An 18,923-nucleotide genomic window follows, 5' to 3' on the forward strand; every position below is an offset into this window, starting at 1 on the left:
AAAAGCCCGAGGTAAGCATCCTCGGGCTCAGTCATGACTCAACTATGGAGGCACTGTGAAGGCATTGCAAGGCGTTGACGGACATGTGGAGTGGGTCGAGGCCGAGCGCCCGACCTGTGACGCGGGCCAGGTGCGCATTCGTGTGGCCGCCGCTGGGCTGAACCGCGCTGACCTGTTGCAGCGCGCCGGGCTCTACCCACCGCCGCCGGGGGCCAGCCCTTACCTGGGCCTGGAATGCTCGGGGGTGATCGAGGAGGTTGGCGCTGGTGCCGACTGGCGTGTGGGTGATCGGGTGTGCGCACTGCTCGCCGGTGGCGGCATGGCCGAAGAAGTGGTGGTCGATGCCCGCCATGTGCTGCCGGTGCCCGAGGGCCTGAGCCTGCACGAAGCGGCGGCGATTCCCGAGGTGTATGCCACGGCCTGGTTGAACATCTTCCAGCTCGGCGGCCTGAAGGCCGGCGAGAAGGTGCTGGTGCATGCCGGGGCCAGCGGCGTCGGTTCGGCGGCGATCCAGCTGTGCAAGGCGTTTGGCAACCCGGTGTGGGTCAGTGTTGGCTCGGCCGAGCGGCTGAGCTATTGCCAGGATCTGGGTGCGGCCGGTGGTGTGGTGCGCAATGAGAACCTGGATGATTTGAAGGGGCTGGCGCCGTTTGACGTGATCCTCGACCCGGTGGGCGCTGGTTATGGGCCGCTTAACCTTGAGCTGCTGGCGCGCGATGGGCGTTGGGTGATCATTGGCTTGATGGGCGGGCGCAAGGTCGAGTTGGACCTGGCGGTGGTACTGGGCAAGCGCCTGCAAGTGACGGGCTCGACCCTGCGCAATCGCGATGATGGCTTCAAGGCTGAGTTGCTGCAGGAGTTGGCGCAGCAGGTGTGGCCGCTGTTTACTGAAGGCCGCCTGAAGGCGCAGTTGGTCGATACCTACCCGGTGGCGTTTGCCGAGGCGGCTTATGCGGAGCTGGCCAGCAACCAGGTGTCGGGCAAGTTGGTGTTGGTGATCGACCAGAGCCTTGTGTAGTCCCTGCTGACCCCATCGCGGGGCAAGCCCGCTCCCACCCCAGAGCGATTTACTGGCGTGGGAGCGGGCTTGCCCCGCGAATGCGAGCTCAAGACCAACTCAGAATCGGCCAGCCATTGATCTGGGCATGCTCACGCAACACCGCATCCGGATTGACCACCCTCGGATGATCCACCTTCAGCAACAACGGCAAGTCATTGCGCGAGTCCGAATAGAAACTCGCCCCCTCCAGATTTTCCTGCTCCTGATCCAGCCACGCCAGCAAGCGAATGATCTTGCCTTCGCGGTAGGTCAGCACGCCATGGGTCATGCCGGTATACACCCCGTTGACCGCCTCCAGCTCGATCGCCAGGTACTCATCGACCCCCAACCGCGCAGCGATCGGCCCTACCAGGTGAGTGCCGGAGGCCGAGATGATCAGAATCCGGTCGCCCAGCTTGCGATGCTCGGCGATACAGCGGCAGGCATCGCCATAGATGATCGGCTCGATCACCTCCTCGACCCACGGCTCGACCAAATGCTCGACCTCTTCCAGGGTGCGCCCGGCGATCGGCTCCAGGCTGAAGGCCATGTATTCTTCCATGCGCAGGTGACCCTTGCCGTAAGCCTCCATCAGTTCATGGTCTCGGCGCAAAAACTCCTTGCCGTCGACCCAGCCAAGCCGCGCCATCTGCTCACTCCACAGTGACGCGCAGTCACCGTGAATGAGGGTTTCGTCCAGATCGAAAATTGCCAAAGCCATTGCGCAAATCTCCTAAGCCACTTCTCGTAGCGCGGTGGGGTCGATTGCCAAGGATACCCGCTGGCCGTCCGGATGCAGATCGGCCGATGAGCGGTTGAGCACATCCACCACCAGTTCCACCCCGCGCACCTCGACCCGGTAACGGATGACATTACCCAGCAAGCTATGACTGCGGACCAGGCCGTCCAGCTCGCCATTGAGGCCGAGGCTGATCGACTCGGGGCGGATCGCCAGGCGGCTGGCGATTGGCCGTTGCAGGACGCGGCTGGCGCTGTCGGCATCGAGCAGGTTGTAGTTGCCGATAAAACCTGCGGCAAACAGGTCCACCGGCGCTGTGTAGAGGGTCTCGGCATCGCCGCTCTGGACGATGCGGCCCTGGTTCATCAGGAAGATGCGATCAGACATGGTCAGCGCCTCTTCCTGGTCGTGGGTGACGAAAATAGTGGTCAGGCCCAACTCGCGCTGGATCGCGCGGATCTGCTCACGCAGGTGCTTACGGATGCGCGCATCCAGCGCCGACAGCGGCTCATCGAGCAGCAGCAGGCGTGGGCGAGTGACCAGCGAGCGGGCCAAGGCCACCCGCTGGCACTGGCCGCCCGACAGCTGGTGCGGGTAACGCCCGGCGAAGCTGCCCAGCTCGACCAACTCCAGCACCTCACGCACCCGCGCCTGGCTTTCTTCGGCTTTGGTCTTCTGCATGCGCAGGCCAAAGGCAACGTTCTGCTCCACGGTCATGTTGGGGAACAGCGCATAGCTCTGGAACACCATGCCGATCCCGCGCTTCTGCGGGCTGAGCGGAACGATGTCCTGGCCGTCCAGCAGGATCTGCCCGCTGTCCACCGGGGTCAGCCCGGCGATGCAGCGCAACAGGGTGGACTTGCCGCAGCCGGAGGGGCCGAGCAGGGTGACGAACTCGCCGCGTTGGATCTGGCAGTCGATGTCCTGGAACACCGGGGTGCCGGCATAGCTTTTGTGCAGTTTTTCTACGCTGACGAAGCTCATGTCAGGATTTGTCCTTGTTCAGGCGGTTGGCGACCCAGGTCAGCAGCAGGACGAAGGCGAAGTAGGAAATCACCAGTGCGCTGTTGAAGTGGCCACTGCTGTTGCGCATGTTGTTCAGGTACACCTGGAGGGTCTCGTAGCGGGTGCCGACCAACAGGTTGGCGAATACGAACTCGCCGAACAGGAACGAGAACGACAGCAGCAAGGCGACCATCAAGCCCTTGCGCAGGTTGGGCAGCACCACCAGCAACGCCGCCTGCCAGGTGCTGGCGCCGAGCAATTGGGCGGCGTCCATCAGGTCGCGCAGATTGATCGCCTGCAGGTTGTTGGTGATCGCCCGGTACATGAACGGCAGGGCGACGGTGAAGTAGCAGCCGATCAGGATCCACGGCGTACCCACCATCGCCATCGGCCCGCTGCCATACAGTTGCAGCAAGCCCACCGAAGACACCACCGGCGGCACCGCGAACGGCAACAGGATGAGGATGTTCATCAGGGCGTCCAACCGCGGGAAGTGGTAATGCACCACGAACAACAACGGCAGGATCAGCACCACCGACAACAGCAGGGCGCCAACGCAAACCAGCAGCGATTGGCCGAATGCGGCGAGAAAGCGCGGCTCGCTCCACAGTGCCACGTACCACTTCAAGGTCAGCCCGCTGGGGAGCAGGCTTGCCGACCAACTGGTGGCCAGCGAGTAGAGCAGGGTGCCGGCCAGGGGCAGCAGCAATATAAGGAACAGCAAGTACACCACCACGCGGTGGTACACGCCGCCCTTGCCAGGTTCAGCGCGCATGGTAGCTCCTCTTCAACAGCCATTGATGGACCACGGTCACCAGCGTCATCAAGCCCACCAGCACCATCGCCAGGGCGCTGGCCAGGTTCGGGTCGAGGCTGATGTCGCCCGCCACCAGCGCCGCGATGCGGATCGGCAGCACGTTGAAATTGCCGGTGGTCAGCGCGTAGACGGTGGCGTAGGCGCCCAGGGCGTTGGCCAGCAGGATGACGAAGGTGCCCAGCAGGGCTGGCATCAGCACGGGCAGGCCAATGTGTCGCCAGTATTGCCAGTGGCTGGCGCCCAGCAGCGCGGCCGACTCCCGCCAGTCTTCGCGCAGGGCGTCGAAGGCCGGGTAGAGCAGCAGCACCCCCAGTGGGATCTGGAAATAGGTGTAGACCAGGATCAAGCCGCTCTTGGAATAGATGCTGAAGTCTTCGAGCAGGCCGATCTGCTTGAGCAGCAGGGTCAGCGCGCCGTTGAACCCGAGCAGGATGATGAAGGCGAAGGCCAGTGGTACGCCTGAGAAGTTACTGGTCATGTTGGCGAAGGCGCTGACGAAATCGCGCAGCCGCGAGTCGACCTGGCGCAGCGAATAGGCGCCGAGGATGGCGATCAGGATGCCGAACAGGCTCGAATAGAAGCTGATCTCCAGGCTGCGTTGCAGCGCCTGCAGGTAGAACTTGGAGGCGAATATCTTGCTGAAGTTGTCCAGCCCCCAGCCGCCTTCGGCGTGCAGGCTGTGCACCGCGACCCAGCCCAGCGGGGCGATCTGGAAGATGAAGAAGAACACCGCGAACGGCAGTAGGCAAAGCAGGGCCAGGAAACGGCCGCGGTGGCTGGAGGTCACTTGAGCAGCTCCCGGCAAACCGTTTTGTCGTGGGTCACCCCGAGCAGTTCGCAGATCGTCCCGCATAGCTCGGTTTGCAAGGGCTTGGCCGCAGGGTCGAGGCTGAACGCGTCGCCGAAGACGAACAGCGGCACCTCGCGCTCTTCGGCCAGCAGGCCGTTGTGCGAGCGGTCGTTGTTCATGCCGTGGTCGGCGGTGACCAGGATCTGGTAGCCCTCTTCGAGCCAGCGCGGCAGGTAGTCGGCCAGCAGGATGTCGGCGCTGCGCGCCGCGTTGCGGTACTGGCTGCTGTCCAGGCCATGGCGGTGGCCGGTGTCATCGATGCTCATCGGATGCACCAGGAGGAAATTCGGTGCGTGGCGCCGGCGCAGATATTCGGCATCGGCCAGCAGGTGCGAATCGGGGTAACGGTCGTCCCAGTAGAACAGACCGTGCTGGATCGGCAGTTTGGGCGCGTGGGTATGGCGGTCGCGTTGCGGGTCGAACGGCGAGCGGTTGTACAGCTCGCTCATCCAGTGATAGGCCGCCGCCGCGGTGCCCAGGCCGGCTTCGCGGGCGTAGTGGAACACGCTGCGCTGGTTGGACAGGCGATTGACATTGTTGTGCACGATGCCGCTGTCGATCGGCGGCACACCGGTGAGGATGCATTCGTATAGTGGCCGCGACAGTGACGGCAGTTCGCATTCGACTCGATACAGAGCGGCGCGGTCGGCCTCGACGTAGGCGTGCAGGTGGCCCATGGCGTGATGGGCCACCTGGTGGTTGAGGCCGTCGAGCAGGACCAGGATGACGTTGTGTTGCATGGCGGCTCCAGTGGCGGTGTGTCAGTTACTGCGGTGTCGTCTTCTTCGCGGGCAAGCCCGCTCCCACAGGGTTCGGTACTGCTCTTGAGGTCAGCGTAGTGCCAGTGGTCTGCGCTGGAACAACGCGGCTGTAAGTACAACGCTGATCCCTGTGGGAGCGGGTAAGCCCGCTCCCACAGGGTTGGGTACTGCTCTTGAGTTCAGCGTAGTGCCAGTGGTCTGCGCTGGAACAACGCGGCTGTAAGTACAACGCTGATCCCTGTGGAAGCGGGCAAGCCCGCTCCCACAGGGTTGGGTACTGCTCTTGAGGTCAGCGTAGTGCCAGTGGTCTGCGCTGGAACAACGCGGCTGTAAGTGCAACGCTGATCCCTGTGGGAGCGGGCTTGCCCGCGAAGGGGCCGGTTCAGGCACCGAAGCGTCCTGGCCTTACTCCATTTCGATGATCACTTGCTCTTGCCATTTTTGCGGCAGGGCCTTGGAGGTCGCTTCCCAGGCCTCGGCGTTCTTGATCGGCTGCGCCGCACCATACTGCTCGTTAGGCAGCAACTTGTCCTGCACATCCACTGGCAGCTTCAGGTGCTCGGCACGAATCGGCCGGGCATGGCCCTTGGCCAGGTTGATCTGCCCGGCATCGCTGAAGATGTACTCGCGGGTCAGCTTGGCCGCATTGGGATGCTTGGCGTACTTGTTGATGATGGTGGTATAGCCGGAGGTGATCGAACCGTCCGACGGGATCAGTACCTCGAAGCGCTTCGGATCGATCTGGGCGCGGTAGCTCAAGCCGTTGAAGTCCCACACCACGCCGACTTCCACTTCACCTTTCTCGATGGTCTGGATGGTCGGGTTGGCCAGCGACAGGCGCTTCTGCTGCGCCAGCTTGGTGAACAGCTGCAGGCCCGGTTCGATATTGGTCTCGTCGCCCTTGTAGGCAATCGCCGCAGCCAGCACGCCGTTGGCGGCCTGGGCGGCAGTGCCGACATCGCCAATGGCGACTTTGTATTTGCCTCTTTCCAGGTCGTGCCAGGTTTTCGGCCGATCGCCTTCCTTGACCAGATCCTTGTTGATGATGAAGGCAATGGTGCCGGTATAGGCCAAGGCCCAGTGGCCGTCCTGGTCCTTGGCCCAGGCTGGAACCTGATCCCAGGTGCTCGGCTTGTACGGCTGGCTCACGCCCTTGGCCACGGCGATAGGGCCGAAGGCAGCGCCGACGTCACCGATGTCGGCGCTGGCGTTGTCTTTCTCGGCGTCGAACTTGGCAATTTCCTGGGCCGAGCTCATGTCGGTGTCGCTGTGCTTTAGGCCGTACTTGCTGGCCAGGTCTTGCCAGGTGTCTTTCCAGTTGGCCCAGGCATCGGGCATGCCCACGCTGTTGACGGCGCCTTCCTTGCGGGCGGCGTCTTCGAGGGCCTTGAGATCGTCCGCGGCCCACGCCGAACTACCCAGGGCGATGGCCGAGCCCAGCAGTGACGCCATGAAGAACTTTTTCATCCGAAGCTCCTTTGGTGGGGATGCCTTGCAGTTGTGCTTTGAAATTATGCTTATCGAGCAAACCTTGCTTGCGGTGGTGGTCTAGGTCAGCAAACCTTGAGCCAAGGTAGGCCGCTTGCGTGACAGTTTGATGTAGGAAAGGCGCCAGTACGGGCAACCGGCAGCCCTGGAGATACAGCGTAGACCAAGACCCACGCCTTGATTGGCAAGGGCTGGCCCGTTTCTGGCAGGGGCCTGTGCAGGGCTTTGTCACAGGATGTTCATCGGCTGTGCCTAGGCTTGCACTATTCTCCAAATGCCCTGTTCTGGGGCTGGACTAGTCCAGATAGGTAACCTTTGATGCAAGCGACGCCACCGCGCGCGGTAACAGCTATCTGTCATGCCTTGCAGGAACAGATCGAACACGGTCTGCTGGCGCCGGGCGGCAAGCTGCCGGCTGAACGCAAGCTCAGCGAGGTGTTCGATACCACGCGCATCACCCTGCGCGAGGCATTGGTGCAGCTGGAGGCACAGGGGTTGATCTATCGCGAAGAGCGCCGCGGCTGGTTTGTCGCACCGCAGCGGCTGACCTATGACCTGATCGAGCGCAGCCACTTTCACGCCATGGTCCGTGATCAGGGGCGGCTACCGAGTACCGAGCTGTTGTCGGCGCGGCTACTGCCGGCGTCGGCGGCGATCTGCGCGCGCTTGCGCCTGCCGGGGTTGTCCAGTGTGGTGCAGATCTGCCGGTTGCGCCGCATCGATGGGCGGGCAGTGCTGTATGCCGAGCACTATTTGAATCCGCACTATTTTCCGGGGATTCTCGAACAGGACCTGGCCCAGTCGCTGACCGAGATCTATCAGCGCGAGTATCAGATTCGCTACGGCCAGGTGTGTTTCGAGATTCTGCCTACCGCCTTGCCGGTGGCGGCGGCGCTGGCATTGAAGGTTTCCGCGGGCAGCCCTGGGCTGCACATCACCCGGGTCAACAGCGATCAGCATGGACATTTGATCGACTGTGACCTTGAGTATTGGCGCCATGATGCGATTCGTATTCGGGCTGAGGCAGGGTAGTGCTGCACGCTACGCCATCGCGGGGCAAGCCCGCTCCCACGCTCAATGTAGGGCGCTGCGTGGGAGCGGGCTTGCCCCGCGATGAGGCGTCACCCGGCAGCGCCAGTTTCGGTCAACCCACCACCCCCAGCCGTCACCACCTGCACCGACAGCCTAGGCATGGCCAAATCTACCCCAGCTTCATCCAACTGACGCTTGAGCGCCAGGTTGAACGCCCGCGACACTTCCCACTGCTTGATCGGCGCGGTCTTGAAGCGTGCGCGCAAGATCGCCTGGCCGGATTCGAAGCTTTCCACCCCTTGCAGTTCCAGCGGCGACCAGATGTTGCGGCGCATCAGCGGGTCGCTGCGCAGCTTTTGGCCCACCTCACGGATCAGCGTTATCGCCTCGTCGATGTTCATGCTGTGCGGGATCGCCACACGGAAAATGGCGTAGCCGAACTCGCGCGAGTAGTTCTTGATGCTTTTGATCTCGCTGAACGGGATGGTATGCACGATGCCGTCGATATCGCGCAGGCGCACGGTGCGGATGGTCAGGCCCTCGACCGTGCCCAGGTGGCCGCCGACATCGACGTAGTCATCGATGGCCAGCGAGTCTTCGATGATGATGAACAGGCCCGTGATCAAGTCGGCCACCAGCGACTGCGCGCCAAAACCAATGGCCAGGCCGATCACCCCGGCACCGGCCAGCAGTGGGGTCACGTTCATGCCCATGTTGGCCAGGGCGACGATCACCGCGATGATGAAAATGGCCACGAACAACACGTTGCGAATCAGCGGCATCATGGTCTGCGCGCGGGCGTTGGCCAGCCCGCGGCGCGAACGCACCAGCGCGTGGTGTACGGCGGTGTCGGCCAGGATCCACACCAGCCAGGCGGCGATCAGGGTGCCAGCCAGGCCCAGCAGGCGCAGGCTCACTTCATGCCCTTGGCCTTCGGCGAAGCCAATCATCGACAAGCCCCACACGCGCAGGCCCAGCTCGATGAACACCAGCCAGATGAACAGGTGCACCAAGGCATAGCCGAAGTTCTTTAGGCGCTCGGTATACACCTCCTGGCGGCGATTGGCGCGCTTGGGGTTGGCGGCGTGGCGGCGCACCAGGCCATTGAGCACCATGCACACCACCACCAGCACGGTACACATCAGCGACTGGCGCAAGGCGGTGCTGGTGTCGCCGGCTGAGACGAAGGTGGCGAACAGCGAAATCGCCACCAGGATCAGTGCCGGGATGTACCAGAAACTGCCGAGGATCTCGATGGTGTCGCTCAAGGTGCGCCGGGTCAGGCGCCGCGACAGTGGCTGGTTGCGGATCAGGTGGGCGATCGGCCGGCGGAAACGCAGGATGAACAACCCGGTGCACAGCGCCGCCAACACATTCGTCAGGGTCGCCAGGGCATGCGCCAGGTGCGTGCCCAGGGCCGTGGTCAGGCGCGGGTCGTTCATCGCCTCGCCGAAGGCCGCGAAGCTGCCGATCAGCCACAGCGGGCGGAATGCTTGATGGCGCAGGATGTGCAAGGCGCGGTGGCGGTGCGGGCCGTCGAGCAGGGAGAAGGCGATCACGCAGATCGCCGAGAAACAGGTGCCGACCACCAGCGCATAGGCCAGCACCATCGCCATCGATTTACCCAGCGAGGAGGGCAGGGCAAAGCTCAGGTACACGGTGAACACCAGCGCCACCAGCCAGGGGCCGAGTTTGCGCAGGGCAAAGCGCACCAGGTCCCAGGTGCGCGGGTGCTGGGGCAGTTCTTCACTCAGGCCGAAGCGCAGACGTACGCGGTGGCCGATCCAGTTGAAGGCATAGGCCAGCAGGCTCCACACCGCGATGATGGCGATGAAGCCGAACAGGATCGCCGGCCATTGGTGCACCGGCACCATCAGTGAGGTCAACTCGGCTTGGGCTTGCTCGATTTCCTGCGACCAGCGGCGAAACGGGCTGGCGTCACCGCTGAACTGGCTTTCCAGGTCGTGCAGGGCGCCGCCAATCAGGCCGAGCACGCCTTGTTCAGGGCTGGTCTGGGTCTGTTTGCTGGCGTCGCGCAGCTTCTTCAGGTCAGCCAGCAGCTTGCTCCGTTGCTGGTCGTTCTCAAGGTTCTTGATCACCTCGTCCAGCGACTTGGCCAACGGCTCGCTGGCTTGCGGCTGGGCAGGGGCGCTGGAGCCGAGTATCCCCGGCAGGCCGGCAGCGTGTACGGGCAGGGTGAACAGCAACAGCAGCAGGGTCAGGCAACGCAGGAGGGCAGGCACCGGGAAATCTACCTCAGGTCAAACGATTGACCGAGTGTAGAGGTTTATGTGGGCAGTTTCTCAAGGATCTTCCAGCACATGATGCCGAAAATGCCGAGCGTACCGACCCACATCATCACCACTCCGACATTACGCTCGCGCAGGCTGAAACCGATGGTCAGCAGCATCAGCAGGAGGAAGACCGGCAAGAACAGCGAGATGAACGGGGACATGGACAGAATCCTTCTGCTTTGGGGCCATGTAGTAAGCATAGCGGCTGGGGCGGGGTGGGGCTTGATCCGTGGCAGGTGTTTTGCCTGTACCTGCCCTGTCGCAGGGCAAGCCCGCTCCCACGCTTATGCACAGGCGGTCTGCGTGGGAGCGGGCTTGCCCCGCGATGAGGGCGGTACTGACTCAGGGCAATTCGCGAGTGCGATAGAACGCCGTCAACACCTTCACCAGGTGCGCCAGGTCGTGGCTGCCACACAGCTCGCGGATCGAATGCATGGCAAAGGTCGGCAGGCCGATATCCACCGTGCGCACACCCAGGTGGCTGGCGGCGATCGGGCCGATGGTCGAGCCACAGCCCATGTCGCTGCGCACCACGAAGCTCTGCACCGGCACCTCTTCGGCCATGCACAAGTGGCGGAAGAAGCCCGCGGTCTCGCTGTTGGTGGCGTAACGCTGGTTGTTGTTGACCTTGATCACTGGCCCGGCATTGAGTTTGGGCCCATGGTTGCCGTCGTGCTTGTCGGCATAGTTGGGGTGCACGCCGTGGGCGTTGTCGGCCGAGACCATCAGCGAGCGCTGGATGGTGCGCACATACTCGTCGCCATCGGGCAGCAGACGCTGCAAGGTTTGTTCGAGCATCGGCCCGTCGGCGCCGCAGGCCGAGCACGAGCCGACTTCTTCATGATCGGTACACACCAGCACGCAGGTTTCGTCACTGTCCGAGGCCAGCATCGCTTGCAGGCCGGCGTAGCACGACAGCAGGTTATCCAGGCGGGCACCGGCGATGAAGTCAGCGTTCAGGCCGATCAGTGCGGCGTCCTGGGTGTCGTAGAAGCTCAGCTCGTAATCGAGCACCACGTCGGCGTTCAGCTCGTGCTCACGGGCCAACTGCTCGGTGAGCAAGGCGCGGAAGTCGACCCGCTCATCACCGGCCACCTGGGCGATGATCGGTGGCAATTCGAGCTGCGGATTGATCGGCCAGCCTTCGTTGGCGGTGCGGTTGAGGTGAATGGCCAGGTTGGGAATGATCGCGATGGGCAGCTTGAAATCGACCAGCTGGCTTTCCACCTTGCCATCCCGGCGGAAGGTGACCCGGCCTGCCAGCGACAGGTCGCGGTCGAACCAAGGTGCGAGCAGCGCGCCGCCGTACACTTCCACGCCCAATTGCAGAAAACCATGGCGCTGCAGCTCAGGTTGCGGCTTGACCCGCAGGCACGGGCTGTCGGTGTGGGCGCCGACCATACGGATGCCACTGAGCAGCGGCGAGTGCTTGCCGAGCTTGATAGCGATGATCGAGGAGTCGTTTCGGGTTACGTAGTAGCGCCCGCCAGGCACCGTGGCCCAGCTGTCGCGCTCATCCAGGCGCTGGTAGCCGCCGGCTTCGAGGCGCTGGGCCAGGCTGGCGGTGGCGTGGAAGGGCGTCGGGGAGGCCTTGAGAAATTCGATCAGGCCCTGGTTCAAAGCATCGCGCATAAGTCACTCCAGACAGCAGTGGCGCGAGTTTAGCGTAATTGCCCGGGAATTTGTGTCGGTGCCATCGCGGGGCAAGCCCGCTCCCACGAATCCGCGATGGACCTATGGCTTCAGAATGGTGCCGGGCACTCGAACTTCAGGCGCTGCCCGCTTACCGGGTGGGTGAAGCTCAGCATCGAGGCATGCAAGCACAGCCGCTCATGGGCTGCCAGCGCCTCGGGATTGGCATACAAACGATCACCCAGCAGCGGATGGCCAATCGATAGCATATGCACCCGCAACTGGTGCGAGCGCCCGGTGATTGGCGTCAGCTCGACCCGGCAATAGTCGCCACAGCGCTCGATGATGCGCCAGAAGGTCAGCGCATGCTTGCCCTGTTCATGGTCCACCACATGCCGCGGCTTGGTCGGGGGATCGTAGCGCAGCGGCAGGTCGATGCTGCCGCTGTCCAGCGCGGGTTGGCCCCAGCACAGCGCGGTGTAGGCCTTCTCGGTCTCGCGGTCGTGGAACTGGCGCGACAGCTCGCGGTGGCTGTCGGCATCGCGTGCGAGCAGGATGATCCCCGAGGTTTCCCAATCCAGCCGGTGCACGATGAGTGCGTCGGGGTAGCCGTTTTGCTGCAGGCGGGTGATCAGGCAGTCCTTGTTGTCTTCGGCACGGCCAGGCACCGAGAGCAGCAGGGTCGGCTTGTTGACCACCAGGATGGCGGCGTCTTCATGGAGGATCTGCACGTTCGACAGCGGCATTACGTGTTCTCTGCAAATGCCAACGGCGCCTGCGGACTGGGAGTGGCTGCGTGGGAGGAGGCTTGCCCGGCGATTACCCGACCCGCTGCAACTGAGTTGCTTGGTCTGGCGTAATCGCGGGGTAAACCCGCTTCCACGAGCCACCTGCAAGTCAGCAGGCGCCGTGGCGATTACCCGAAAGCGTGAATCAACGCTCGGGCAGGGTGATGTTCAGCTCGAGGATCGAGCAGCTGCCTTGGTTTTCCAGGGCAACCACCACGTCATCGTTACCGATATTGACGTACTTGCGGATCACCTCGACCAGCTCCTTCTGCAAGGCGGGCAGGTAGTCCGGCGTAGTGCGCTGGCCGCGCTCGTGCGCCACGATGATCTGTAGACGCTCTTTCGCTACCGACGCGCTGGTCTGTTTTTGTCTGCCACGAAAGAAGTCAAAAAGGTTCATGGTTTATTTGCTCCCGAAAAGGCGCTCGAAGAATCCCTTCTTCTGTACATCGATGAACCGAAGTTCTTTCTCTTGGCCCAGCAGGCGGTCGACAGTGTCGCTGTACGCCTGGCCGGCATCGCTCTGGTCGTCCAGGATAACCGGGACGCCTTGGTTGGAGGCCTTGAGCACGGCCTGGGACTCAGGAATCACACCCTTGAGCTTGATCGCCAGGATCTCTTCGACGTCGGCGATGCTGAGCATTTCGCCGTTGTTGACGCGCTCAGGGTTGTAGCGGGTGATCAGCAGGTGTTCCTTGATCGGCTCTTCGCCACGCTCGGCGCGGCGCGACTTGCTCGACAGCAGGCCGAGCATACGGTCGGAGTCACGTACCGAGGACACTTCAGGGTTGGTCACCACGATCGCTTCGTCAGCGAAGTACATGGCCAGGTGGGCACCTTTCTCGATACCGGCTGGCGAGTCGCAGATGACGTAGTCGAAATCCTTGGCCAGCTCTTCGATGACCTTTTCCACGCCTTCGAGGGTCAGCGCGTCTTTGTCGCGGGTCTGGCTGGCCGCCAGGACGAACAGGTTTTCCAGGCGCTTGTCCTTGATCAGGGCTTGCTGCAGGTTGGCTTCGCCGTTGACCACGTTGACGAAGTCGTACACCACGCGGCGCTCGCAACCCATGATCAGGTCGAGGTTACGCAGGCCCACGTCGAAGTCGACGATGACAGTCTTTTTGCCGCGCAGAGCGAGGCCAGTACCGATGGCGGCGCTGGTGGTGGTCTTGCCCACACCCCCTTTGCCGGAAGTAACCACGAGAATCTTGGCCAAGGTGTTTCACCCCTAAAAATAATCGGGACGCGAGTCCCAGCAAATACACAAAATGGCAACGAGGAAAAAGTTGCTCTAAAAATGCCGGCAAGTATCCGTTAAAGACGGGTGATGTTCAACACATCGCCGGACAGGCTGACCTGCACGCCGGCCCCCCACAACGGGTCGCGTCGAAGGTCTTCGCAGACACGGTACTGACCCGCGATGGACACCAGCTCTGCGGTCATCTGCTGGCAGAAGATACGCGCCTTGGTGTTGCCCTTGATGCCTGCCAGGGCGCGGCCGCGCATGGCACCGTACACATGGATGTTGCCATCGGCGAGAAGTTCCGCACCGGGGCTGACCGAGGCGGTCACCACCAGGTCGCCGCCTTGAGCATAGATCTGTTGGCCGCCACGCACCGGAGTGGTGATGATCCGGGTCGGACGGATTTCTGGCTCCGCGGGCGGCGCAGGCACTGGCTCGGGCTTCTTCACCTCAGGTTCGGGCTCCAGCGGCCGCTCACGGGCGCCGGAGGGCGGCAGCACAGGCAGGTCGATGGCGATCGCCGCGGCGATGTCCTCGATGCGGCTGGCGCGAATGGCCAGGGTGCGCAGGCCATGATGGCGGCAGACGCGCATCAGCCCAGGCAAATCGATCGCCCCTTCGTCGGCGGGCAGCTTGTCCAGCGCCAGCACCAGCGGGGTATTGCTGAAGAAATTCGGCGCCTGGGCCACTTTCGCCGCCAGTTGCCGGTCGAGGGACTCGAGGTCGTTGCGCGCCAGTTCCAACACGGTAATGGCAAGCATGCTGCCTTTGAGCTGGAACACGGGGGCGCTTTCGGGGGTCTGGTTTAGGCTCATGGTCTGCATAGACGGCTTATTGCTCAAAAAGTGCCCTGACTTATAACGAGAACGCCGGTTGCCCGCAACCGGCGGCGATCCGTTGTAGAATGCTCGGCCCTTGTCTTGCCGGAAGCTTCAATGGAACGCCCGCGTTTTCGTCCGTATTTTCTCCACCCGCGATTCTGGGGCCTGTGGCTGGGCCTTGGGCTGCTGTGGCTGACCGTCCAGCTGCCGTATCGCGCGCTGCTGTGGCTCGGCCGCGCCTTGGGTGCGCTGATGTACCGGGTGGCCGGCGAGCGTCGGCGGATTGCCGCGCGCAACCTGGAGTTGTGCTTCCCGGAGCTGTCCGCCGACCAACGGCGGCATTTGCTCAAGGAAAACTTCGCCTCCACCGGCATCGCCTTCTTCGAAATGGCCATGAGCTGGTGGTGGCCTAAGGCCCGGTTGGCGCGTTTGGCGCATATCGAAGGCCTCGAGCATTTGCAGGCAGCACAACGCGATGGCCAAGGGGCGATCCTGATGGCCGTGCATTTCACCACCCTGGAAATTGGCGCGGCGCTGCTCGGCCAGGTACATACCATCGACGGTATGTACCGCGAGCACGGCAACCCGCTGTTCGACTTCATCCAGCGCAGCGGCCGTGAGCGGCATAACCTCGATTCACTGGCGGTGGAGCGTGAGGATGTGCGTGGCATGCTCAAGCTGCTGCGCAGCGGCCGTGCGATCTGGTATGCACCGGATCAGGACTACGGCGCCAAGCAGAGCCTGTTCGTGCCGCTGTTCGGCATCCCGGCAGCGACGGTGACCGCCACTACCAAGTTCGCCCGCTTGGGCAAAGCACGGGTGATTCCGTTTACCCAGCGGCGGTTGGACGATGGCAGTGGTTATCGCCTGGTCATTCATCCGCCGCTGGACGACTTCCCGGGCGAGAGCGAAGAGGCCATCACTGAAACACCAACGATTCCAGGGAGGACCACATGACCCCAACCACCGGCCTGATCCTCTCTGGCGGCGGCGCCCGCGCCGCCTATCAGGTCGGCGTATTGGCTGGGATCGCCGAGTTGTTGCCCCCCGGCGCGGCCAATCCCTTCCCGGTCATCGTCGGCACCTCGGCCGGCGCCATCAATGCCGTGACCCTGGCCAGCGGCGCCACCCGCTTTGGCGAATCGGTACAGCGCTTGACCCATTTCTGGCAGAACTTTCGCAGCCACCTGGTGCTGCGCAGCGATTGGCCCGGGGTCATTCGCCAAGCCAGCCGCTTCGTCAGCCACAGCCTGCTAGGCATAGGCGGCCAGCTGCCGGTGGCGCTGCTCGACAGCAGCCCGCTGCGCGGCCTGTTGCAAGCGCACCTGGACCTGGACGGCATCGCCCATTCCTTGGCCAGCGAGCAGTTGCGCGCGGTGGCCATCACCGCCTTTGGCTACGACTCCGGGCAAGCGGTGACGTTCTATCAGGGCCGCGACACCATCGAGCCCTGGCTGCGCCATCGGCGCATTGGCCGGCCCACGGCGCTGACGGTCGAGCACCTGCTGGCCAGCTCGGCGATCCCGCTGCTGTTCGCCCCGGTCAAACTGGGCGAGGAGTATTTTGGCGATGGCGCAGTGCGCCAGTCGGCACCGATCAGCCCGGCCTTGCACCTGGGCGCCAGTCGGGTGCTGGTGGTCGGGGTCAGCGGCAACCCGCAGCGGCCGGCGCCGCCCTTGCCGACCCAGCGGGTGTTCAGCGGTCAGCAGCCCAGCCTGGCGCAGATTGGTGGGCACATGCTCAACAGCACCTTCATTGACAGCCTGGAAGATGACATCGAGCTGCTGCAGCGGCTCAATCACCTCAGCCACCTGTTGCCCGCGCACCTGGACGCGCGGCGCTTGGGGTTGGCGCCGATCGAGGTGCTGGTGGTGGCGCCAAGTCAGCCACTGGATGAGATCGCGGCGCGCCATCGGCGTGAATTGCCGGCGGCGTTGCGCATGTTCTTGCGCGGGCCGGGAGCGACCCGCACCAGTGGGGCAGGGGTGTTGAGTTATCTATTGTTCGAGGCGAGCTATTGCAGCGAGCTGATCGAGCTGGGGCGCAACGACGCCCTGGCCAAGCGCCGCGAGCTGGGGCAATTTCTAGGATTGTGATGCTGTGCAGGGCCCGCCCTATTGCCGAGCAAGCCCAGCACGTGGGAGCGGGCTTGCCCCGCGATAGGGCCGGTATTGACCCTCCCTACTCAGCAATCTGCAACTTGCGCGCCTGGGTATACACGTAGCGTACTTTCTCGTACTCGAACGGTGAGTTCAGCTGCCCATAGCGGAAGGCCGTGGTATAGCGCTTATCCACCGCCCTGACGAAGAAAATCTCCGGATGATCGGTGCTGGCCTCGGCCACATTGAGGAAGTTGATCGCCTGCTCGCCGGCATAATCCACCACCACCCCGGTGGTATCGCGCAGGTTCGACGGGCCCAGGATCGGCAGCATGATGTACGGCCCATCGGGCACGCCATAGAAGCCCAGGGTCTGGCCAAAGTCTTCGCTCTGGCGGGGCAGGCCCATCTTGGTCGCCGGGTCCCACAGGCCGCCGACCCCGATGATGGTGTTGAACATCAACCGCGCGGTGATCTCCGCCGAGCGCTTGCCCTTGAGCTGGAACACGCTGTTGAACAGGTTGGGCACATCACCCAGGTTGTTGAAGAAGTTGCTCACCCCGGTGCGCAAGAAGCGCGGGGTGATGGCGGTGTAGCCCTTGACCGCTGGTAGCAGCACCCACTGGTCGAAGCGATAGTTGAAGTGATAGATGCGCCGGTTCATCGACTCCAGCGGGTCGTAGACGTTGAGCGCAGTCAGGGTCGAGCGTTCGAATTCACGCTGGTCGAGCCCAGGGTTGAATTTCAGCGCGCGCATCGGATCGAGAAAGCCATCGCTTTCTGCTTGGGGGGTAACCACCGGGTCGGCTTCGATCACGCTGGTGCGCGGCGCGATCTCCGCCGCCATGGCATGGCCGGCAGCGAACAGGGCGGTGACGAGCAGCAGTCTTTTAACCACGGAAGAACTCCAGCATGGCGTCGCTGTTGACGCGGTAATTGAGGTTGCCGCAATGGCCGCCGTGCGGGTACAGGGTCAGGCGATCGCCAAACACCTTGCGCAGAAAACCGATATCGCCAGGGCCGAGGATGACGTCGTCGGCGTTGTGCATGACCTCGATTTTCGGCGTGTTGTGCAGGTAATCGGCCAGGGCATACAGGCTGACCTGATCGACCAGCTGCAGGACGCTGCCGCCATCGGTGCGGGCCCGCCACATGGGGATGACTTGCTCGGTCAGGTAGCACTCGAAGTCGCATTGCAAGGCGCGCTTGAACCACGGGGTCAGGGTGCTGCCTTCGGTGATCGGCTGTTTCGGTGGGGTGATCAGGCCGCGGCGATTGATCAGGTCGGAGGTAAACGCGATATCGGCCGCCGAGAAGCGGAACGAAGTGCCGATCAGCATCGCCATCTGCTCGTTGGACAGGTGCTGGCGCGACTTCTGGAAGTCGTACAGCAGGGCGTCATTGAGGTCGATGTAGCCCTTTTCCTGGAAGTACAGGGTGAGCTTTTCCAGCATCAACTCATAGAAGGTGGTGCTGCGGTCGATGCCCTTGACCTGGGTCTGCACCAGTTTGTCCAGGTTGCTGACCGAGGTATAGAGATTGACCGGCGGATTGAGCAGCAGCACCCGCTTGAAGTTGAAGCTGCGCCGGGTTTCATCCAGGTGGCTGACGAACGCCGCATCCAGTGCGCCCAGGCTGTAGCCGGTGAGGTAGAAGTCGCTGACTGGCAAGCGCGGATGCTGGGCGCGTACCGCCTGCATGACCCGGTACAGGTCCTCGGCGTCCTCTGAAGTGATGCCTGGGGTGGCGAAGCGCGAGGCGGCGCTCATGAAGTCCCAGCTGGTCGGTGACGACAGCTGCACGACGTGGAAGCCTTCCTGGTAGTAGAGCTTCTTCAGGTATTCGTTGATGGTGCTGGAGTAGGGGGCGCCGGTGCCGGCGATGATGAACATCAGCGGCGCCTCGCGGTCCTGGCGGGCCAGGCGGTACTTGAGCTTTTTCACTGGCCAGAAATTGTCGGGCAGGGTGAAGGCGCGCTCCGGGCGCAGGTTCAGGCTGTAGTCGGCTTGAGTGATGTCTTCGTCATTGGGCAGGGTCGGCCGTTGTTCGGGCGGAGTGGTAGCAATGGTCGCCTCGAACGGGTTGGTCAAGGGAAAGCCGTAGCTGGCGGCGTCGATGTCCCGCGCCGAGGCGGCCGCAGCCAGTAGCAGGCCACCCAGTAGGGCGGCGAGGCGCATTGATCGAAGCATTGAATCCCCCAGAAAAAATCAGCAAGGCGGTGCGATACCCAGGCTCTGACAATGGCGGCCTGTACAAAGTTGCCCAGTGCACGGTTGTCCGTCACGCTGGATATTGCCGCGCCTTACACCAGCGCG

At 63.1% G+C, this 18,923-nt stretch carries 18 protein-coding genes and 1 pseudogene; 4 read left to right on the forward strand and 15 right to left on the reverse strand.

Annotated elements, in window-relative coordinates; translation table 11 throughout:
• The first annotated feature begins 55 nt into the window (after positions 1–55).
• Positions 56–1,018, forward strand: a complete 963-nt coding sequence (locus tag OIU19_RS15770; protein ID WP_264235785.1) for an NAD(P)H-quinone oxidoreductase — start codon at positions 56–58, stop codon at positions 1,016–1,018.
• 88 nt (positions 1,019–1,106) lie between these two features.
• Here OIU19_RS15770 and OIU19_RS15775 read toward each other — a convergent pair whose 3' ends face one another.
• The 6 genes from OIU19_RS15775 to OIU19_RS15800 form a co-directional block, all read right to left on the reverse strand.
• The gene (locus OIU19_RS15775; protein ID WP_264235786.1) at positions 1,107–1,760 is read right to left on the reverse strand and encodes an HAD family phosphatase; all 654 of its coding nucleotides are present in this window, start codon (positions 1,758–1,760) and stop codon (positions 1,107–1,109) included.
• A 12-nt stretch (positions 1,761–1,772) separates the two neighbouring features.
• On the reverse strand, positions 1,773–2,762 hold the full coding sequence (locus tag OIU19_RS15780; RefSeq protein WP_264235787.1) for an ABC transporter ATP-binding protein: 990 nt from the start codon (positions 2,760–2,762) through the stop codon (positions 1,773–1,775).
• A gap of 1 nt (position 2,763) precedes the next feature.
• Positions 2,764–3,558, reverse strand: coding sequence for an ABC transporter permease (locus OIU19_RS15785; protein WP_186554705.1), 795 nt, complete (start codon positions 3,556–3,558; stop codon positions 2,764–2,766).
• Complete coding sequence (locus tag OIU19_RS15790) at positions 3,548–4,387, reverse strand: ABC transporter permease subunit (RefSeq protein ID WP_264235788.1); 840 nt, start codon at positions 4,385–4,387, stop codon at positions 3,548–3,550. The genes OIU19_RS15785 and OIU19_RS15790 overlap by 11 nt, the downstream gene beginning before the upstream one ends.
• A complete protein-coding gene (locus OIU19_RS15795; RefSeq protein WP_264235789.1) occupies positions 4,384–5,190 on the reverse strand; it encodes an alkaline phosphatase family protein in 807 nt (268 codons plus the stop codon). The genes OIU19_RS15790 and OIU19_RS15795 overlap by 4 nt, the downstream gene beginning before the upstream one ends.
• A gap of 426 nt (positions 5,191–5,616) precedes the next feature.
• Positions 5,617–6,678 carry an ABC transporter substrate-binding protein gene (locus OIU19_RS15800; RefSeq protein ID WP_264235790.1) on the reverse strand — a complete coding sequence of 354 codons (1,062 nt, stop codon included), beginning with the start codon at positions 6,676–6,678 and terminating at the stop codon, positions 5,617–5,619.
• Between the two features lie 339 nt (positions 6,679–7,017).
• Here OIU19_RS15800 and OIU19_RS15805 point away from each other — a divergent pair, with 339 nt between their 5' ends.
• The gene (locus OIU19_RS15805) at positions 7,018–7,731 is read left to right on the forward strand and encodes a UTRA domain-containing protein (RefSeq protein WP_186554709.1); all 714 of its coding nucleotides are present in this window, start codon (positions 7,018–7,020) and stop codon (positions 7,729–7,731) included.
• A gap of 89 nt (positions 7,732–7,820) precedes the next feature.
• Here OIU19_RS15805 and OIU19_RS15810 read toward each other — a convergent pair whose 3' ends face one another.
• The 7 genes from OIU19_RS15810 to minC form a co-directional block, all read right to left on the reverse strand.
• A complete protein-coding gene (locus OIU19_RS15810; RefSeq protein WP_264235791.1) occupies positions 7,821–9,974 on the reverse strand; it encodes a mechanosensitive ion channel family protein in 2,154 nt (717 codons plus the stop codon).
• A gap of 44 nt (positions 9,975–10,018) precedes the next feature.
• On the reverse strand, positions 10,019–10,186 hold the full coding sequence (locus OIU19_RS15815; RefSeq protein ID WP_186554711.1) for a hypothetical protein: 168 nt from the start codon (positions 10,184–10,186) through the stop codon (positions 10,019–10,021).
• 181 nt (positions 10,187–10,367) lie between these two features.
• Positions 10,368–11,657, reverse strand: coding sequence for a M18 family aminopeptidase (locus OIU19_RS15820; protein ID WP_264235792.1), 1,290 nt, complete (start codon positions 11,655–11,657; stop codon positions 10,368–10,370).
• Between the two features lie 110 nt (positions 11,658–11,767).
• The gene (locus OIU19_RS15825) at positions 11,768–12,403 is read right to left on the reverse strand and encodes an RluA family pseudouridine synthase (RefSeq protein ID WP_264235793.1); all 636 of its coding nucleotides are present in this window, start codon (positions 12,401–12,403) and stop codon (positions 11,768–11,770) included.
• 187 nt (positions 12,404–12,590) lie between these two features.
• Positions 12,591–12,845, reverse strand: coding sequence for a cell division topological specificity factor MinE (minE, locus tag OIU19_RS15830; RefSeq protein ID WP_119139657.1), 255 nt, complete (start codon positions 12,843–12,845; stop codon positions 12,591–12,593).
• 3 nt (positions 12,846–12,848) lie between these two features.
• On the reverse strand, positions 12,849–13,661 hold the full coding sequence (minD, locus tag OIU19_RS15835) for a septum site-determining protein MinD (protein WP_186554714.1): 813 nt from the start codon (positions 13,659–13,661) through the stop codon (positions 12,849–12,851).
• 98 nt (positions 13,662–13,759) lie between these two features.
• A complete protein-coding gene (gene minC / locus OIU19_RS15840) occupies positions 13,760–14,512 on the reverse strand; it encodes a septum site-determining protein MinC (RefSeq protein WP_186554715.1) in 753 nt (250 codons plus the stop codon).
• A 111-nt stretch (positions 14,513–14,623) separates the two neighbouring features.
• On the opposite strand from minC, the pseudogene OIU19_RS15845 reads away from it, so the two are divergent.
• Positions 14,624–15,427, forward strand: a pseudogene (locus OIU19_RS15845) (lipid A biosynthesis lauroyl acyltransferase); the annotation flags it as partial.
• A gap of 35 nt (positions 15,428–15,462) precedes the next feature.
• The gene (locus OIU19_RS15850) at positions 15,463–16,605 is read left to right on the forward strand and encodes a patatin-like phospholipase family protein (RefSeq protein ID WP_264235794.1); all 1,143 of its coding nucleotides are present in this window, start codon (positions 15,463–15,465) and stop codon (positions 16,603–16,605) included.
• Between the two features lie 85 nt (positions 16,606–16,690).
• On the opposite strand, the gene OIU19_RS15855 is transcribed toward OIU19_RS15850, so the two are convergent.
• Positions 16,691–17,506: a VacJ family lipoprotein gene (locus OIU19_RS15855; RefSeq protein WP_264235795.1), complete on the reverse strand. Its 816-nt coding sequence runs from the start codon at positions 17,504–17,506 to the stop codon at positions 16,691–16,693.
• Entirely contained in the window at positions 17,499–18,797 is a 1,299-nt protein-coding gene (locus OIU19_RS15860; protein WP_264235796.1) for a serine/threonine protein kinase, read from the reverse strand. Before OIU19_RS15860 ends, OIU19_RS15855 begins: the two co-directional genes overlap by 8 nt.
• Positions 18,798–18,923: the final 126 nt, after the last annotated feature.

The sequence above is a fragment of the Pseudomonas sp. BT-42-2 genome (genome assembly GCF_025847435.2).
Taxonomy (GTDB): domain Bacteria; phylum Pseudomonadota; class Gammaproteobacteria; order Pseudomonadales; family Pseudomonadaceae; genus Aquipseudomonas; species Aquipseudomonas urmiensis.

Coding starts and splice junctions, on each gene's coding strand:
- OIU19_RS15775 (WP_264235786.1), bottom strand. CDS start 1,760: ATGGCTTTGGCAATTTTCGATCTGGACGAAACCCTCATTCACGGTGAC.
- OIU19_RS15850 (WP_264235794.1), top strand. CDS start 15,463: ATGACCCCAACCACCGGCCTGATCCTCTCTGGCGGCGGCGCCCGCGCC.
- OIU19_RS15815 (WP_186554711.1), bottom strand. CDS start 10,186: ATGTCCCCGTTCATCTCGCTGTTCTTGCCGGTCTTCCTCCTGCTGATG.
- minE (WP_119139657.1), bottom strand. CDS start 12,845: ATGAACCTTTTTGACTTCTTTCGTGGCAGACAAAAACAGACCAGCGCG.
- minC (WP_186554715.1), bottom strand. CDS start 14,512: ATGCAGACCATGAGCCTAAACCAGACCCCCGAAAGCGCCCCCGTGTTC.
- OIU19_RS15800 (WP_264235790.1), bottom strand. CDS start 6,678: ATGAAAAAGTTCTTCATGGCGTCACTGCTGGGCTCGGCCATCGCCCTG.
- OIU19_RS15780 (WP_264235787.1), bottom strand. CDS start 2,762: ATGAGCTTCGTCAGCGTAGAAAAACTGCACAAAAGCTATGCCGGCACC.
- OIU19_RS15820 (WP_264235792.1), bottom strand. CDS start 11,657: ATGCGCGATGCTTTGAACCAGGGCCTGATCGAATTTCTCAAGGCCTCC.
- OIU19_RS15785 (WP_186554705.1), bottom strand. CDS start 3,558: ATGCGCGCTGAACCTGGCAAGGGCGGCGTGTACCACCGCGTGGTGGTG.
- OIU19_RS15860 (WP_264235796.1), bottom strand. CDS start 18,797: ATGCTTCGATCAATGCGCCTCGCCGCCCTACTGGGTGGCCTGCTACTG.
- OIU19_RS15795 (WP_264235789.1), bottom strand. CDS start 5,190: ATGCAACACAACGTCATCCTGGTCCTGCTCGACGGCCTCAACCACCAG.
- OIU19_RS15805 (WP_186554709.1), top strand. CDS start 7,018: ATGCAAGCGACGCCACCGCGCGCGGTAACAGCTATCTGTCATGCCTTG.
- OIU19_RS15825 (WP_264235793.1), bottom strand. CDS start 12,403: ATGCCGCTGTCGAACGTGCAGATCCTCCATGAAGACGCCGCCATCCTG.